This window comes from Acidothermus cellulolyticus 11B (genome assembly GCF_000015025.1).
Lineage (GTDB): Bacteria > Actinomycetota > Actinomycetes > Acidothermales > Acidothermaceae > Acidothermus > Acidothermus cellulolyticus.
Genome location: NC_008578.1, coordinates 461,991 through 477,929, shown reverse-complemented (window position 1 = coordinate 477,929; position 15,939 = coordinate 461,991). Strand labels below are relative to the sequence as shown.

Below are 15,939 nucleotides of genomic sequence, written 5' to 3'. Positions count from 1 at the left end.
CGCACGACCGGCGGTCACACACTCCGCTTCGGACGCCAGTACGACCGGCACGGGATCTTGTCGACGTCGATCCGGTCGGCGTACTTCCGCGCGATCTCGGTGATTTCGGTGAGCAGCCCGGCCTCCAGGGTGATCGGCTTCAACCCGAGTTCGAGGAGCTGCCGGTTCTCGGCGAACAGGTCGTTGGAGTCCGCTTCGTTCCGCGGATTCTCCACGTGATCGATCTCCACGCCGGTGAGCTCGGAGACCAGCTTGGCCAAGTCGATGATCCGGTGACACTCGGTCATCTGGTTGAAGACCCGCACCCGCTCCCCGGGGTTGGGCGGATTCTCGACCGCAAGCTGAATGCACCGCACGGTGTCTTGAATGTTGATGAACGCGCGGGTCTGGCCGCCCGATCCGTGCACGGTCAGCGGATATCCGATCGCGGCTTCGACGAGGAACCGGTTCAGCACAGTTCCGTAATCGCCGTCGTAATCGAATCGGTTGATGAGCCGGTCGTCGAGCCGGGTCTCGACAGTCTGGGTGCCCCAGACGATGCCCTGGTGCAGGTCGGTGACCCGCACCCCGTCGTTCTTGTTGTAGTAGGCGAAGAGCAGCTGGTCCTGCGTCTTCGTCATGTGATAAATCGACCCCGGGTTCGGCGGGTAGAGGATTTCCGATTCAACGACTTCGCCGTTCTCCTTGGGAATCTGCACCCGCAGGTATCCTTCGGGAATTTTGATCCCGGCGGTGCCGTAGCCGTACACGCCCATCGTTCCGAGGTGGACGACGTGAATGTCCAGCCCGGATTCGACGATGGCGGCGAGCAGGTTGTTCGTCGCGTTGATGTTGTTGTTCACCGTGTACCGCTTGTGCCACGACGATTTCATCGAGTACGGCGCGGCCCGCTGTTCGGCGAAGTGCACAACCGCGTCCGGCTGCCACTCCTGCAGCAGGGTGAGCAGCCGGTGATAGTGCACCGCGACGTCGAACCGGGAGAATTCGATCTCCTTGCCGCTCACCTCACGCCAGGCGCGCAACCGGGTTCCCATCGGCGCGATCGGGGTGAGCGATTCGGCTTCCAATTCGATGTCCGCGCACCGCCGGGCGAAGTTGTCGACAATGTGCACGTCATGCCCTTGTGCCGACAGGTGCAGGGAGGTCGGCCAACCGCAGAAACCGTCACCGCCGAGAATCAGGACACGCATCGCACACTCCGCTGATCATTTAGCCGAACCGGAAATTCCCTCGTGATGCCCGCAGCATACCCACCGGTGCACCGGGTGACGCTGGGAGATTGCCGGGAGATTCCTGGGAGATTCCCGCTGGCTGCCGGAGGTCAAGATTCCGGCTCACTACGGGACGTCGCGATTGCCCAACCCGGGAGGTCGATATTCCCGGTGACCACGGCAGTCCAATATTGCTCACTGCGGGACGTCGAAGACCGCGACGCCGCCGGTCCACCGGGGCTGCACCCCGCCGAGAATGTACGAAACCTGCCCGGCGATGACGTTCTGGTCATAGGGCCCGGGACCGACAATGACCTTGGTGACCCCCCACTGCCGCCACTCCGCCCGCACCGCGGCAGCGAGACCGTCGTCCAGCGTCGTGGTGTCCGGAAATACCTCGCCGAAGACCTGGTACGTCGGCCCTTCCACACCGTGATGCGGTCCGGGGACGATCAGCCATCCGCCGGGCATTTTCATGCGGAAGCCGGATCGTGCCTGCCAGACCTCGGCGTCCTCGAGGTTCGGTCCCGACACGTAGGGCAGGACGACGGCCACGGTCCCCGCCGGCAGGTCTGCTGCTTCCCCGGTCGAGGTGAAGTACGCCGGTTCCGTGACGGTGGTCACCGCAGGAGCGGCCGGCAGCCAGCTCAACACAACGACGATCAACAGTCCGGCCGCCGCTCCGACCGCTACCGCCCGCAGCTTCTCCCAGGGACGCCGCGCCGGCACACCAGCCGATTTCCCAGCCCGGACGGCCGTCGTGACCCAAGCGATCACGTGGTCGATCAGGACGGCGGTGAGCAGCCCGGCAAACAGGTAGACGTACACCCCGAGCCGGTTCGGCAGCGCGTTATGGAACAGCGGCAGCCGCTGCACCCACTGCCAGGGCAGCCAGATAGTGGTGACGTGGCCGCCGATGTGCAGATTCGGCCCAAAAGAAAGGATTTCCACCACGACGAACAAACCCCCGGCAACCCGGACAATCGGGCGGCGCCAGCCGACGACCAGCGCCAGCAGGATGACGAGCAGCAGCGGGATACCGAGATACCCGTTCCACTCCCCCGGATTGCCGGTCCAGCTCTGGTTCATGCCGTGCGCGGATCCGAGCGCGAGCCACTGTCCGACCGGCACGATGAGGTTCGCGAGATCGTTGACGTACACGTTCGGCGCGTGGATCGTGCCGGGAACCCGCTGCGGTCCGCCAAATTGCACCCAGAGCGGATACGCGGCGACGACGGCGAAAACACCCGCCGCAACCGCGAGAGCGCGCGCGGCGTACCAGATTTTCGCGGCGACGACCCGCCAATAGCAGGCGGCAAGGACGGCGACCACACCGGCGCCGAGCAGCACGTCGGTGGCGAGGAACTCTTCGGCGGTGAAGAACTGCCCGAGCGCGACCAGGCCGAGCAGACCTCCGGCCACCCACCACCGGCGCCGCTGCCGGCGGAACACCTCGTCCATCGTGAGAAAAAAGAGCGGCACGAACGCGGTAACCGCCATGTGCAGGTGATCCTGTGCTTGGCGGAAGAAGAACGGGCTGAAGGCAAAGAGCAACGCGCCGCCGGCCGCCGCAAACTGCGAGGTCCAGCGCCGGATGGCAAAGTACGCCGCTAGCGCGGCCGTCGGCGGGCAGAGCAGAAGGGCGACGTTGTAGGCGACCGTGGGCCCGAAGAGCACGGTGACGGGCGAGAGCAGCAGCGCCGGCAGCAGCACCGAGGTATTCCACATCAGGTTGACGCCGTCAGGAAACAGCACGTGCTGACTGATGAGCGGGTTGAGACCGTGCCCGATGGCGTACGGCAGCCAACCGAGAAACCACTGATTCTGCTCAGGGTCTCCGACGTTGCCGACCCAGGTGGTCGTCGGATCCGTGAGCCATGCGGACGCGGTATAGCCGTAACTCAACGCAGTCGCGACGATGACAAGAAGGGCGGGGACGGCGGCGCGACGCACCCGCGGAGAGGCAGGCAGCCATCCGCCGTCCGGTCTAGGACGGCGCAACCGGGCAAGCCGCAGGCGCGACGCTACGGCAAGCTGAGAGCTCATCATCGGAATCCTAGGCAGTGATCCTCAAAGCTTGCTGGGAGCTCCCGGTGAGAGACTGATCTCAAATTGCCCGGGTGGGTACACTCTCGGCGATGAAGCGGACATGGGTGCGGGCACTGCTCGGCTTCGTCATCCTCTTCGGTATCACCGCGCTCTGGGCGGTCACGACCCCGAAATACGCGGCACCCGACGAGCCGGCGCATGCCGTCAAGGCAGCCGCGAATGTGCGCGGCGAATTCCGCGGCACCCCGCAACCGGCTGATCACATACCGTATGAGGCATTCACGGTACCGGCGACGCTGGCGCAAGGCAACCCGGCGTGCATCGCCTTTCAGCCGGAGCAATCCGCGGCATGTCTGCCCCGCTGGACGGCACAATCGGGACTGACCGAGGCGCTCACGTACGTCGGCGGCTATCCCCCCTTGTACTACCTTCTCGTCGGGCTGCCGACACTCGTCACCAACGGCAAGGACGTACTGTTCTGGATGCGGCTGGTCAGTGCCGCGCTGTCGTCGCTCTTCCTCGCCGTCGGGTTTGTCGCCGCGTCGCGGATCCGGCGAGCGCGCTGGACGGTGCTCGGTGTCGCAGCGGCCGTCACGCCGATGGCGCTTTTCCTTGCCAGTGTGGTGAATCCGAGCGGCCTGGAGATCAGTGCAGCCTTGGCGACCTGGACCTGCGCGCTGGCGGCGTTCGCCTCGCGCGAGGACCCGCCGCCGCGCGGTCTCGTGCTCTGGACGGCGGTGTCGGCGTCCGTGCTCGTGCAGGTCCGCGGACTTTCACCGCTGCTGCTCGCCGTCATCGGTCTCACCGTCGTCGGCGTCACCGGGTGGCAACCGGTGCTCCGGGTCTTGCGCCGCCGGGACGGGCAGATCGGCGCCGGAATCCTCGCGGCGAGCTCTATTTTCGCCTTGGTGTGGATTTTCGCCATGGGGAGTCTCAAGCTCGCCGGTGCCGGGCAGCCGGTCGCACCGAATGCCAGCAACTGGCAGATTTTCACAACGGCGATCCGTGCGGTCGGTTTGAATATGTACCAGCTTTTCGGGGTTTTCGGCTGGTTGGACACGAATATGCCGACCTGGTGCTATTTCGCGTGGGAGGCAATCTGCGCCCTGCTGGCGTTGGCGGTGCTCGTGCGGCGGGAATTTCGGCTCGCCGTCGTCATTGCCGGGGTGGTGGCGGTGACGATTCTGCTTCCCACCGCATTGGCATCGCTCGAAGCCCGCAAACTCGGCATTGTGGGGCAGGGCCGGTACATTCTTCCGGTCGCGGTCGGGGCGCCGATTCTCGCGGGCTACGCCATGTCCCGCCGGCCGCGAGACCGCCGGGCTCGTGCGCGGCGACTGCTCGTGCCCGCGCTCATCATCGGTGTGACGGTCGGTGCCGTGCAGGTCAGCGGCTTTGTCCAGGCCTTGCACCGGTACCGCACCGGCGTAAACGCACCGCTCTTCGTCCGTGACACGCCGTGGAATCCGCCGATCGCTCCGCTGCTCGCTGTCGGACTTTTCGTTGCGCTGCAAGCGGTGTTCCTGTGGTGGTGGCTCTCGCTGCCGGTCAGCGCCGGCCCGGAGAACCGGGAAACGCCGAACACGGCACGGACCCCGCTGCCGGCGATGGGAGAATAATGCCCCTCATGAGCCGAAACGCGAAGGGAAAGTCGGTGCGTCAACGCAGAATTCACCGGGCGTTGCGGGAGGCCGCCGGCACGAGCGAGGTCGTCGAAGCGGCTCTGGCGGATTTCCGCGCCCGTTACCCGGCGGAACACCTGCCGCCGCTGGTCATCGTCATCGCGGCACTTGATGAAGAAGCGGCGTTGCCGAGCGTTCTGGCGGAAATCCCTCCGCGCATCGGCAGCCTCGATGCGCGCGTCCTGGTGGTCGATGACGGCAGTACGGACCGGACTGCCGAGGTCGCGGAAGCCGGCGGTGCGCTGGTCTGCCGGTTGTCCCGCAATTGCGGGCACGGGGTGGCGCTCCGCACCGGGTATCGGATCGCCCGGGAGGGCGGTGCCCGGTACATCGCGACCCTGGACGCCGACGGGCAGTGGGATCCGGCGGATCTGCCTGCGATGATCGAGCTTCTCGAAGCAGACAAAGCAGATTTCGTGATCGGTTCCCGTCAGCTCGGCCGGACCGAGAACACCGACGCGGTGCGCAACCTCGGCGTCCGATTCTTCTCCCGGCTGATCAGTTTTCTGACCGGCACCCGGGTTACGGACAGTTCCAGCGGCCTGCGGGCCATGCGGGCGGAGATCACCGCGACGGTGCGGCAGACACAGCCGCAGTACCAGACCTCTGAGCTGCTCATCGGCGCGATTCTGCAGGGGTACCGGGTCGCGGAAGTGCCGACGGTGATGCGGGTGCGCCGGGCCGGGCGGAGCAAGAAGGGGCACAACCTGCTGTACGGATTGCGCTACGCGCGGGTCATCCTTCGCACGTATGTCCGGGAGCGGTTTTCTCGGACGGCGTCCAGCTGAGGGTCCGTGAGGGTCGCGGACGCGGAACCGGCGGGTGGGGGCTCGCCCGGTGCGGGTTCGCTGCACCCGGCCGCGGTTCGGCAGTCAGCCCTCCTGCGCCCGGCCGCGGTTCGGCGGTCACGGTCACCGGCTCACCGACGGCCGCCGGTGTTGCCGACGGGAAGAGCAGCCGGTCGAAGAGCAGGTATTTGCCGATGAATATCAGCCCGTACACCGCCATGTAGGTCGCCGCGTTCATCACCGTGCGCAGACCCCGGCTGTAGGCCATCGTCGCGTCATTGACCGCCCCGATCGCGAGGGCGGCAAAGACGGCGCTCGCCACGGACGTCGCCCAGTACGGCACGACCTCACGCCAGAAATCCGACCGGTGCCGGCGTCCCCAGGTCCACGTGCGGTTCAGCCAGTACCCGGGGATGATGCCGGCGACCGACGCGGCGACCGAGGAGGACTTCGCACCGAGCAGGTGGGGGTAGAACAGCACGACGAAGGTGACTTCTGAGACGGCGAAGCAGATCGCCGATCCGGCGGTGTACCGGAACATCCGCCGCAACTGGTCGGGTCTGAGCGCTCCCCAGACCGGTTGCAGCCAGGACGGCGGTTGCCACGATTCCCAGAAGTCGCCTGTCACACCCACGGATCACCTCACTCGTCCTCGGCCGCGCCCGCCGGCTTCGACGCTCATGCCGACAGCCTTCCCGGCGCTCCGGGTTCACCAACCCACTACCGGCTATTCTCCGCCCGTTCGCTGGGACTTCCCTGCGAGCGGGCTGTGAAAAGCCGCACCCGGCTGAACGGCGGCGCGTCCGCTGCGGGCGGCGAGGAGCGCCCCGGCCGCGAAGATGCCGTCGCCGAGCGTCGCGATGGCCCGGGAGACCAGGGCGATGGCGAGCGCAGGGCCGGCGGGGAGCACCGGGGCGAGGACCGCGAGGTAGACCGCTTCCCGCACCCCGGCACCGGCCGGCACCGGTACGGCGAGGAAGCCGGCGCACCAGGCAAGCGCCGCGCCGCCGAGGGCGACCGGCGCGGCGTGTCCGGCGTCCGCGTGCAGGGCGACGGCGAGGACGAGGGCCTGGGTGCCGAGTCCCAGCCATCCGGTGAGCTGCCAGCCGAAGGAGCGGAGCACGCCGCGCCAGGAGAACTCGTGGTCCGGGGGTTCGCGGCGGAGCAGCCGGAGGATGAGGTGGGTGAGCCGGTAGACGTTGCGGGGCAGCAGCGCGACGGCGATCACGGGGAGGGCGAGCAGCGCCCACCAGTAGTGTTCGAGCGCCGCCCGGGCGGAGTAGGGCAGGGTGACGGCCGCGAGCAGCAGCCCGGCGGCGAGCGAGATGCCGAGTGAGACGGCGCTGGCCGCGACGGATCGGCGGGGCGGGACCCCGTGGTCGCGGCCGAGTTCCACCTGGGCGACGACGGTCCAGACCGAGCCGGGGAGATATTTGCCGAGCTGGCCGAGGTAGAAGATGCGGGCGGCGTCCCGGAGTCGGAGCGGGGACCCGAGATCGGCAAGCAGGGTGCGCCACGAGAACATCGCAGCGCCGATGTTGGCGAACCCGAGGGCGGTCGCCGCAGCGAGGCTCCAGACCGGCAGGTCGGTGAGGCTGTCGCGGACGGCGCCCCAGCGGTCGCGGACGGCGACCGCGAAGGCGGCGACGATGACGCCGAGCAGGACCACCCGCAGGAGGGTGCGGGTCCGGGGGGTGAGGGGGTGGCGCATGCGCCGGCTAGTCGGCCCGGGATCGGACGAAAAGGTCGGCGAGGAGCGCCACCGCTGCGATGATCAAGCCGGTGACGAAGAGCAGCACGGTGTTGGTGGAGAGGTGGAAGCGGTAGCGGACGACGTCGGCGATTCCCTTCGCGACGCCGATTCCCATGAGCCAGAGCGCCGGCGGCATCAGCACTTTCAGCGGATTGAAGTACATCACCATGCGAAGCACCTGCAGCAGGTAACGGTAGGCGTCGCGCAGGGGATGGAATTTGGATTTCCCCGAGCGCCGGGCGTAGGAAATCGGGATGTAGTCGATGGCGTGCTGGTTGGAGAGAAACGCCAAGGTCAAGGTGGTGACGCAGGAGAATCCGGGCGGCAGGAGGCGCAGGTAGGGCAGCGCGACCTGGCGGCGGAACGCCCGCAGGCCGGAATTCAGGTCGGGGATTTTCGTGCCGGCGAGCCATTCGGCAAGTTTGCGGATGAACCATTTCGCCGGCACCCGCAGCAGTTTGTGCCGGCCTTGTTCGCTGGTGCGCGCCCCGACGACTTGGTCGACGTCCGGATGCTCGTCGAGGTAGGCGACGAGGTCGGGGATTTGTTCGTTCGGGTAGGTGAGGTCGGCGTCCGTCCAGACGACGATCCGGCCCCGCGCTTCACCTGTACCGATCCGCCGGGCCGTGCCGGAGCCGCCGTTGCGGCGAAACGCGACGACCCGCACCTGCGGGTATTTCCGCTCAGCCTCCCGAAGCCGGGCGAGAGTGTTGTCGGTGGATTTGTCGTCGATGGCGATGAGTTCGTAGCGGTATCCGCTGGCGTCCATCGCCGCGATGATCCGCTCGATCTCCAGCGCGACGTGGTCTTCCTCGTTGTAACAGGGCAGGACGATCGAGACGTCGAGGTTGTGCTGCTCCACAATCTCCCTTCCCCGCCGGCTGCGCAGCTCCGAAGCGTCAACCGGCGAAGCTCACGCGTCGAGTCGACCGGCGGCGTGGACCACCAACCGCCCGCGCGGCGGCTGCCTGCGCGGTGAGTCTATCGTCGCCGCGCGGCACGCAGCGACACCATGACCGCGCGACCGTCGACGCCCCACGCCCCATGGCGGTTGGGCTTGAGCGGGCTACGCCGGTGTGATGGTCACCGTATGCACGGTGGTGAAGAAGTCGCGGGCCGCTTTGCCTTGTTCCCGCGGGCCGCTGCTAGAGAGCTTCTGACCTCCGAAGGGAGCGTAGAAATCGACGCCGGTCGTCGCCGCGTTGATCCGGATCAGCCCGGTGTCCAACCGGCGGACCGCCTCCGCGACGACCCGAGTGTCGTGGGTGAAGACCGCTGCCACGAGTCCGTAGCGGACGGCGTTGGCCAGCTCGAAAGCCTCGTCGATGTCGCGTGCGGTGAGGAGAACGCAGAACGGGCCGAAGATTTCCTCTTGCGCCAGGCGATGCCCGGGCGCTAGGCCGCGCACCAGGGTGGGAGCCGCGTACCACCCGTCGTCGCGGCATCGCCGGCCGCCGGTGAGCAGAGCCCCGCCCGAGGCTCTTGCTTCGTCCGCCGCGGTAAGAACGGCCTCAAGGGAGTCCGCGCTGATCACCGGGCCCATGCCGGTCGTCGGATCGGCCGGGTCGCCCACCGGGAATGCCTCCACCGCCGCGACCAATGCATCGACGAGAGGCTCGGGATCGCCGACCACGATGACCCGGCTGGTAGCCGTGCACTTCTGTCCCGCGTACCCCATGGCAGCCGAGGCGATGACCCGCGCTGCGTCCTCGACGGGATAGTCCGGGAAGACGATCGAGGCGTTGACGCTACCCATTTCGCATTGACTGGGGATGCCACGCTCCGCGGCCGCGATCCGCACCAGCGCGCCGACACGTGCGGATCCGGTGAAAGACACCGCGTCCGTGGTGTCCACCACGGCCCGGCCGGTCTCGGCGTCACCGAGGACGATAGTCACGACCCCGCTCGGCAGTGCAGCGGCGCAGAGTTCGTGGAGGCGGAGCGCCACGCCGGTCGCCTCCGGCGCAGGCTTCCACACCACGGTGTTGCCGTACGCGAGGGCGGGGGCCATTTTCCAGAGTGGAATGGCGATGGGGAAATTCCACGGCGTGATGAGGCCGACGACGCCGTGCGGTCGGCGAAACGTGTACAGCAGTGACGTCCCATCCGGGGCTGGATATGTTTCGCCTATCGGATCGAGGGTTTGTTGTGCGTAGTAGCGGACGAGCGCAATCCCGCGGTCCACTTCGGCGCCGGCTTCGCTCACCGGTTTGCCGACTTCGCGGACGATGAGTGCGGATAGCGTCTCCCGCTCGGCGGCGATCGCATCGGCAAGCTGGTGCAGCGCCCGGGCTCGAGCCAGCGCCGTGGCGGCCGACCAGTCCCGCGCAGCCTGCCGGGCGGTGTCGGCCGCGTTGCGCACGGCCGCCGGATCGGTCACCGCCACGTCGACGACCACATCGTCGGGCCGCTGTGGGGATCGACTGACCACGCGGTTCATCGCAACTCCTGTCGGATCGTAGACGCTATTTGCCCATCCCGGCGGTAAGTCCGCTCACGAGTTGCCGTTGGAAAACGACGTAGACAAGGATCGCAGGGAGGGCACTCATGAGAGAACCAGCCATCAGCACCGGAATGTCTGTGGTGCGACCAGAGGCAAGAACGCCGAGCCCGACGGTAATCGTGCGGTCACTCGGGTTTTGTAAGAACAGCAGTCCGACGAGCAGGTCGTCCCAGATTTGGATGAACTGCAGGACGGTCACCGTAACGATTGCCGGGAGCGCCATCGGCAGCGCGACCCGCACGAACGCACCCCAATACCCCAAGCCATCGACGATGGCCGCGTCGACCAGGTCATCCGGCAGACCACGGTAAAAGGTGGTCATGAGGAACGTGGCGAACGGCGTGCCAAGCGCGGCGTACACGAGCACGGCACCCCAGTACCCGGTGAGCAGGTGTGCCTTGGAGAAATTGACGTACGCCGGGATGATGATGGATTGAACCGGAATGAGCATGGCCGCGATGATGGCGATGAAGACAAGCACCGACGCCCGGTAGCGCAGCTTCGCGAAGGCGAAACCGGCGATGGTGCTGACCGCAAGAATGATGGCGATCGCGGCCGCACAGACGATGGTGGAATTGATGATTTCCCGCCAGACCGGAATGACTTTCGGAAGGCGCATCCACGAGGAGAGCGAGTGGCCGCTGACCGCGCCATCGAATTGTTGCTGCGTTTTGAACGAGTTGTTCACCATGAAGCCGAACGGATAGAGCATGACGACGGTGACCGCGGTCATGAGGAGGACGAGTATCACCCGTCCGACCGTGAGCCGAGGGCGACGACGATGTCCGGCGGGGGCAGGTGCCGTCGCTACGCTCACCTCGACCACCTCGCAACACTGCACACGATGGGAGTCCTTTCCGCCCGGTTAGTCCCGCGTTCGCAGGACACGCAGTTGGATGAGCCCGACGACGACCATGATGACGAAGAGCACGACACCGAGCATCGCACCCAAACCGAATTGGCTCTTGGAGAAGGCGGTCTGGTAGACGAAGAATTCCAGCGTTGTCGTACCGTACCCCGGGCCACCTCCGGTCATCACGAAGATGAGGCTGAAAAGCGCGGTGAAAGCGCTGATCACGGTAATGGTGAACGCGAATTGGATGAACCGCTTGAGTTGAGGCAGGACGATCCGCCGGAACACCGTCCAACCACCGGCACCGTCGAGGCGGGCCGCCTCGTGGAGTGCAGGATCGAGAGTTGCCATGCCGGCGAGGAAAATCACCATATTCGTGCCGACCATCGACCAGATGAAGGTGATGGCGACGGCGAGGAGCGCGGTCCGGGTCCCGGAGAGCAGGTCGGTGTGCAGGAAGCCAAGGCCCAGGCTGCGCAAAATGTCGTTGAGAGTGCCTTCGCCGGCGAAGAATCGGGACGCCACCATGCCGATGACGACCCAGGAGATCGCAGTCGGAAAGAAAATCAGGGTACGGAAGATCCGCCAACCCGGGATGTGCTGATTGAGTACGTAGGCAATGGCCAGTCCGACGGCCAGGGCTACCGGCACCGCCAGAAGCAGAAGAGCGTTGTTCTGCAGGACACGCCAGAATGTCGGGTCTGCGAATTCCCGGCGATAGGCCGCCGGACCAATCCAATGGGCGGTGAGCCCGTTCCAGTCGGTCATCGAGTAGTACACCGCCTGACCGATCGGAATGCCCAGCACGGCGGCGACAAGAATGAAGGCGGGGAGAGACATCGCAGCGCCAGCCCAGGCGCGCCGGTGACCGAGCGTCGAGCCGGTGCGGCGGCGCTGCGTGGCATGAGGCGGACGGGCGGTGAGCCGTCCTGGGGTGACGGTTGAGCTCGCCATCGTTCCCTTCACGGTCGGTCTGCCGGTGGAGGCTCGGTCGAGACAATTGTCTCGACCGAGCCTCTTCGGATCACTGGTAAACGTTGGACCTCTTGTCCGGGCTCAGGTGCGCCCACGTCGATTGCAGTTGGCCGAGACCGTCGGACGGCGAAATCTTGCCGGCAAGAATGGACGGCAGAATCTTGTTGCCCGCATCGACGATCTCACCCTGGACGACATTGTCGAGCATCGGGTACGGGGTCATCCCGTCCTTGCTGACAAAGTCCAGCATCTGCTGGTTCACCGGATTCGAGGTGGTCGCACCCTCGGTGTCGGGGATCAGACCGGCGGCGTTGATGGCCGCCTGCCCTTCCGGCGACGCGATGAAGGCGAGGAAGTCCGCCGCCTCCGCCTTGTGCTTGGAGTAGCTCATGATGCTGAAACCGTCCCCGGGGTAGTTGACGACACCCTTGATCGGTGTGTCTGAGAACGGCGGGACGAACGCGGCGACGTTGTCCTTCATCGCGTCGGTGAACTTCTGGGTGTCCCAGGTGCCGTCGATAATCATCGCCGCCTTCCCGTTGACGAAATCATCGATGTTGTTCGTCTTGGTCAGCACGTCCGGATTGGTGCAACCCTTGTCGTGGAGCGCAGCCCACTTGCTGAAGGCGGCGATTTCTTCCGGAGAATTCCACGGCGTTTTCCCGTCGTAGAGGTTGCGCCACTGATCGACGGGGAGAAGGCCGATCTCGATGTAGCTCGCATCGTACCACGGGTAGAACTCCGCACCGAGACTCTGCCCGCCGTTCCCGTACACCAGCGGCGTGTAACCGGCCGCCTTGAGCTTGTCGCATGCCGCGTAAAGCTCATTCCAGGTCTGCGGAACCTGGGTGATGCCGGCTTTCGCGAATGCGGCCTTGTTATAGAAACCGATATAGAACTGGGTCTCGAGCGGCATGACGTAGGGATTGCCGTTCGGGTTGAAATTGTCCGTCATCCATTCAAGACCCTGCTGCTTGGTGAGCGCCGCATCGGGGACGAGTCCCTTGAGCGGCGTGAGGAAATCCTTGTACTGCAGGGTGAATAAGCCGGTCCACATGACGGCGATGTCAGGCCCGGTCTTGGAGATCGCTGCAGCCTGCAGCAGGGAGAAGTAGTTGTCCGCCGGTTGGCTCACCACTTTGATCGTCACGTTGGGATGAAGCTTTTCGTAGGCGTTGACGAGGTTCTGCGTGGCTGTGGCGTTCTGTTCCGTGCCGTAGTTGTGCCAGAGCGTCAGCGTGACCGGTGCGGTGTTCGCGTTCGATGACGCGCCGCCGGCGCCGCTCGAGGTCGCGGAGTTGCTGGTATTGGTCTGGCTCTTTGTGCCGCTGGAGCATGCCGCGACAGCGAGCGCGGTCACGACAAGCGCGGCAACGACGGATTTCCTGGGCAAGGTGGACCTCCTCATGTGTGCCTGTTTACGAACGACCGATGGTGGGTTCGACGAATTCGATGTCTTGCGGCGTGCGGGGCTGGAGAAAATCGAGATCGCAGCCTTCGTCGGCTTGGGTGACGTGGGCGCGGTACAGCGCGATCCAACCCCGCCGGTAGGGATTGGGCGGCGTCACCCACTCGGCGGCGCGACGCCGCAGTTCCGCCTCGCTGATTTCCACGTCGAGGCGGCCGCGGGTGACGTCGAGGTGGATGATGTCACCGTCCCGGACCAGCGCCAACGGCCCGCCGATTGCGGCCTCAGGTGCGACGTGGAGCACACAGGTGCCGAACGACGTACCGCTCATGCGCGCGTCGCTCACGCGCACCATGTCACGGACGCCGGCTTTCGCCAGCTTCTTCGGGATGGGAATCATGCCCCATTCAGGCATTCCGGGGCCGCCGATCGGTCCACATCCGGCGAGGACGAGCACACTCTCCGGCGTGACCTCGAGATCTGGATCGTCAATGCGCGACCACAGATCGTCGTAGCCGTGGAAAACGACGGCTGGACCCCGGTGCTGGAAAAGACGCTCACTCGCCGCGACGGTTTTCAGTACGGCGCCGCGCGGTGCAAGGTTGCCGTGCAGGAAGGCGAAAGCGCCGTCGGATCGCAATGGCGCGTCCAGCGGGCGGATGACGGTCGTCTCGTTGACGACCGGCGCATTCCGCAGGACGCGCGACCACGGTTCGCCATTTCCGGCGAGCGCAGAGCGGTCGATGAAATCGCCGAGGGTGGCAAGGATCGCCGGGACGCCGCCGGCCGCGTGAAAATCCGGCACGAGACCCTGACCGTGCGGTTCGATATCGAGGAGCACCGGAACGCCACGGCCGGCGGCGGCGACGTCCGCTGGTGACAGGGCGTTGCCGGCGCGCCGGGCGATCGCGATGAGGTGAAGGATCGCGTTGGTTGAGCCGCCGCAGGCGTTGAGGGCGCGGATTGCGTTGCGAAGACTGATTCCGGTGATGAGGTCGCGGGGTCGGACGTTCTCCCGGACGGCGGCGACCGCGCGGCGACCGGTCTCGTGCGCGACGGCCCGGCGGGCCGGGTCGTCGGCGGGCATCGTCGCCGTACCAGGCAGGGTGAAGCCGAGGGTTTCCACGACGACGGCCATGGAGGCGGCTGTGCCCATGGTGTTGCACGCGCCTTGGCCGCAGCTCAGGCACTGCTCAAATTCCGCCCATGCGGCATCGTCCAGCTCGCCCGAACGGTGCTGGTCGAAGGCGCGCCATAACGCGGTACCACTGCCGATCCGGCGTCCGCGGAATGTTTGGATGGGCCGAGGACCGCCGATGAGCATCATTGTTGGGAAATTGGCGCTCACGGCACCCATGACAGAGCCGGGCACGGTCTTGTCGCAGTTGGCGAGGAGCACGATCCCGTCGAGTGGGTAGGCGCGGAGATATTCTTCGATTTCGATGCTCAGCAGATTGCGATAGAGCATCGCGGTCGGCTTCATCAGGTCTTCACCCAGCGACATGGCGGGGAGGGTGACCGGAATCCCGCCGGCGTCGTGAATTCCTTGCGCCACGTCGGGGATGAGTCCGCGCAGCGGCAAATTGCACGGGTTGAGTTCACTTGACGTGTCCGCGATCCCGATCACTGGCTGCGATCCGCCGGGACGGAACTCAGGGTTCGCTGAGCGAAGCGCCGCGCGGTGTTCGACGGCAACGTCGTCGTCGCCGTCGAACCAACGGGCGCTGCGCAACGGCGCGTTACGCGATGACGAATTCGAAGCAGCGGTCATGGCACCGGGATTCCCAAACCGAGGGCGCCGGGTTTCGACTGGATCGCGTGGGAGCCGGTACGCTCCAGCCATTCCAAGGCGAGTTGCGCGCGGCGTACTTTCTCCCTGGCGATGACGGCCGCGTCATCTTGCAGGTGGAGCCCCGAGGGATAGAGCGGACGGGAATTGCGTAACCCGAATTTGGCGTACAGCGGTGCGGCGACGCTCACCAGGTCGGCGAGTTGTTCCCCGCGCACCACACCGCCCATCGCATCCGGCGATTCGACATACAGGTCGAGCGGGATGTCCGCTACCGCACGCATTTCGGCGAGTTCGGCCAGCGTCAGGTCAGTGGGCAGGTTGACGGTGTCGGCGCCGATGTCCACCAGAAGTTGGAGGGTCAGTGGATTGGACGGCGCGCTCACCGCTGACGTCTTCCAGACCACATCGGCGGGAATATCGCCGGCGTCTTGCGCCCGGGAGAGAAACCGCTGCAGCCCGGGATCGGCGACAAGGAATCCGCGGATGCCGCACTCCACGGCGCGGAGCACGTCTTCGACCGCATACCGCAATTGCCGCAGTCCGCGAATGGATCCGCTGAGCGCGGCTCCGTCGACGCCGCGGGACTGGGCGCCGATTCCCCATTCTTCGCGCGGTCCGACGAAGAGGGAAATTTCCAGTCCGGCGTCACGGCCGATGGCGGCCATATCACGCAGCTCGGCTTCGGTCAGGAGCATCGCACCGCTGCCCTGGGAGACACGGTTGACGACGACGCCGCGACGCTCGGCTTCGTCGATGACGGCGGCCAGCACCGCCGGGCCTTCGACGGAGGGAATTTCGATGCGGAAATCGGCGCCGTCTGGGAATTTCTTGCTGCTCGGCGCAATCCCCGACTCGGCGGGGATGTTTGCCGCCCGGAGCAGTGCATCAGCTCGCATGGTGTGTCCTTCCGTACGGGTGAGAGGGC

The 15,939-nt window shown here is 66.1% G+C and carries 13 protein-coding genes; 2 read left to right on the top strand and 11 right to left on the bottom strand.

Translation table 11 applies throughout. From position 1 onward, the window contains the following. Positions 1-14 precede the first annotated feature (14 nt). Both ACEL_RS02310 and ACEL_RS12200 read right to left on the bottom strand, forming a co-directional pair. Positions 15-1,190 carry an NAD-dependent epimerase/dehydratase family protein gene (locus ACEL_RS02310; protein ID WP_011719281.1) on the bottom strand — a complete coding sequence of 392 codons (1,176 nt, stop codon included), beginning with the start codon at positions 1,188-1,190 and terminating at the stop codon, positions 15-17. Between the two features lie 216 nt (positions 1,191-1,406). After that, entirely contained in the window at positions 1,407-3,260 is a 1,854-nt protein-coding gene (locus ACEL_RS12200) for a hypothetical protein (RefSeq protein WP_011719280.1), read from the bottom strand. Between the two features lie 71 nt (positions 3,261-3,331). Between ACEL_RS12200 and ACEL_RS02300 the strand changes: the two genes are divergently transcribed. Further along, the gene (locus ACEL_RS02300; RefSeq protein WP_148204504.1) at positions 3,332-4,879 is read left to right on the top strand and encodes a DUF2142 domain-containing protein; all 1,548 of its coding nucleotides are present in this window, start codon (positions 3,332-3,334) and stop codon (positions 4,877-4,879) included. A gap of 8 nt (positions 4,880-4,887) precedes the next feature. Then, complete coding sequence (locus ACEL_RS11340; protein ID WP_169303178.1) at positions 4,888-5,730, top strand: glycosyltransferase family 2 protein; 843 nt, start codon at positions 4,888-4,890, stop codon at positions 5,728-5,730. Here ACEL_RS11340 and ACEL_RS02280 read toward each other — a convergent pair. The 9 genes from ACEL_RS02280 to ACEL_RS02240 form a co-directional block, all read right to left on the bottom strand. Further along, positions 5,678-6,364: a GtrA family protein gene (locus ACEL_RS02280; RefSeq protein ID WP_041834883.1), complete on the bottom strand. Its 687-nt coding sequence runs from the start codon at positions 6,362-6,364 to the stop codon at positions 5,678-5,680. The two genes, ACEL_RS11340 and ACEL_RS02280, sit on opposite strands and share 53 nt — an antisense overlap. Positions 6,365-6,457: 93 nt before the next feature. Beyond that, on the bottom strand, positions 6,458-7,441 hold the full coding sequence (locus ACEL_RS02275) for a lysylphosphatidylglycerol synthase transmembrane domain-containing protein (protein ID WP_011719276.1): 984 nt from the start codon (positions 7,439-7,441) through the stop codon (positions 6,458-6,460). Between the two features lie 7 nt (positions 7,442-7,448). Next, entirely contained in the window at positions 7,449-8,345 is an 897-nt protein-coding gene (locus ACEL_RS02270; RefSeq protein WP_011719275.1) for a glycosyltransferase family 2 protein, read from the bottom strand. 204 nt (positions 8,346-8,549) lie between these two features. After that, a complete protein-coding gene (locus ACEL_RS02265) occupies positions 8,550-9,923 on the bottom strand; it encodes an aldehyde dehydrogenase family protein (RefSeq protein ID WP_011719274.1) in 1,374 nt (457 codons plus the stop codon). Positions 9,924-9,948: 25 nt separating this feature from the next. Next, positions 9,949-10,803 carry a carbohydrate ABC transporter permease gene (locus ACEL_RS02260; protein WP_011719273.1) on the bottom strand — a complete coding sequence of 285 codons (855 nt, stop codon included), beginning with the start codon at positions 10,801-10,803 and terminating at the stop codon, positions 9,949-9,951. Positions 10,804-10,851: 48 nt separating this feature from the next. After that, positions 10,852-11,793: a carbohydrate ABC transporter permease gene (locus tag ACEL_RS02255; RefSeq protein ID WP_011719272.1), complete on the bottom strand. Its 942-nt coding sequence runs from the start codon at positions 11,791-11,793 to the stop codon at positions 10,852-10,854. A gap of 70 nt (positions 11,794-11,863) precedes the next feature. Further along, positions 11,864-13,207 carry an ABC transporter substrate-binding protein gene (locus ACEL_RS02250; RefSeq protein WP_169303177.1) on the bottom strand — a complete coding sequence of 448 codons (1,344 nt, stop codon included), beginning with the start codon at positions 13,205-13,207 and terminating at the stop codon, positions 11,864-11,866. 25 nt (positions 13,208-13,232) lie between these two features. Continuing rightward, a complete protein-coding gene (locus ACEL_RS02245) occupies positions 13,233-14,993 on the bottom strand; it encodes a dihydroxy-acid dehydratase (RefSeq protein WP_011719270.1) in 1,761 nt (586 codons plus the stop codon). Continuing rightward, positions 14,990-15,910, bottom strand: coding sequence for a U32 family peptidase (locus ACEL_RS02240; protein WP_011719269.1), 921 nt, complete (start codon positions 15,908-15,910; stop codon positions 14,990-14,992). Before ACEL_RS02240 ends, ACEL_RS02245 begins: the two co-directional genes overlap by 4 nt. Positions 15,911-15,939: the final 29 nt, after the last annotated feature.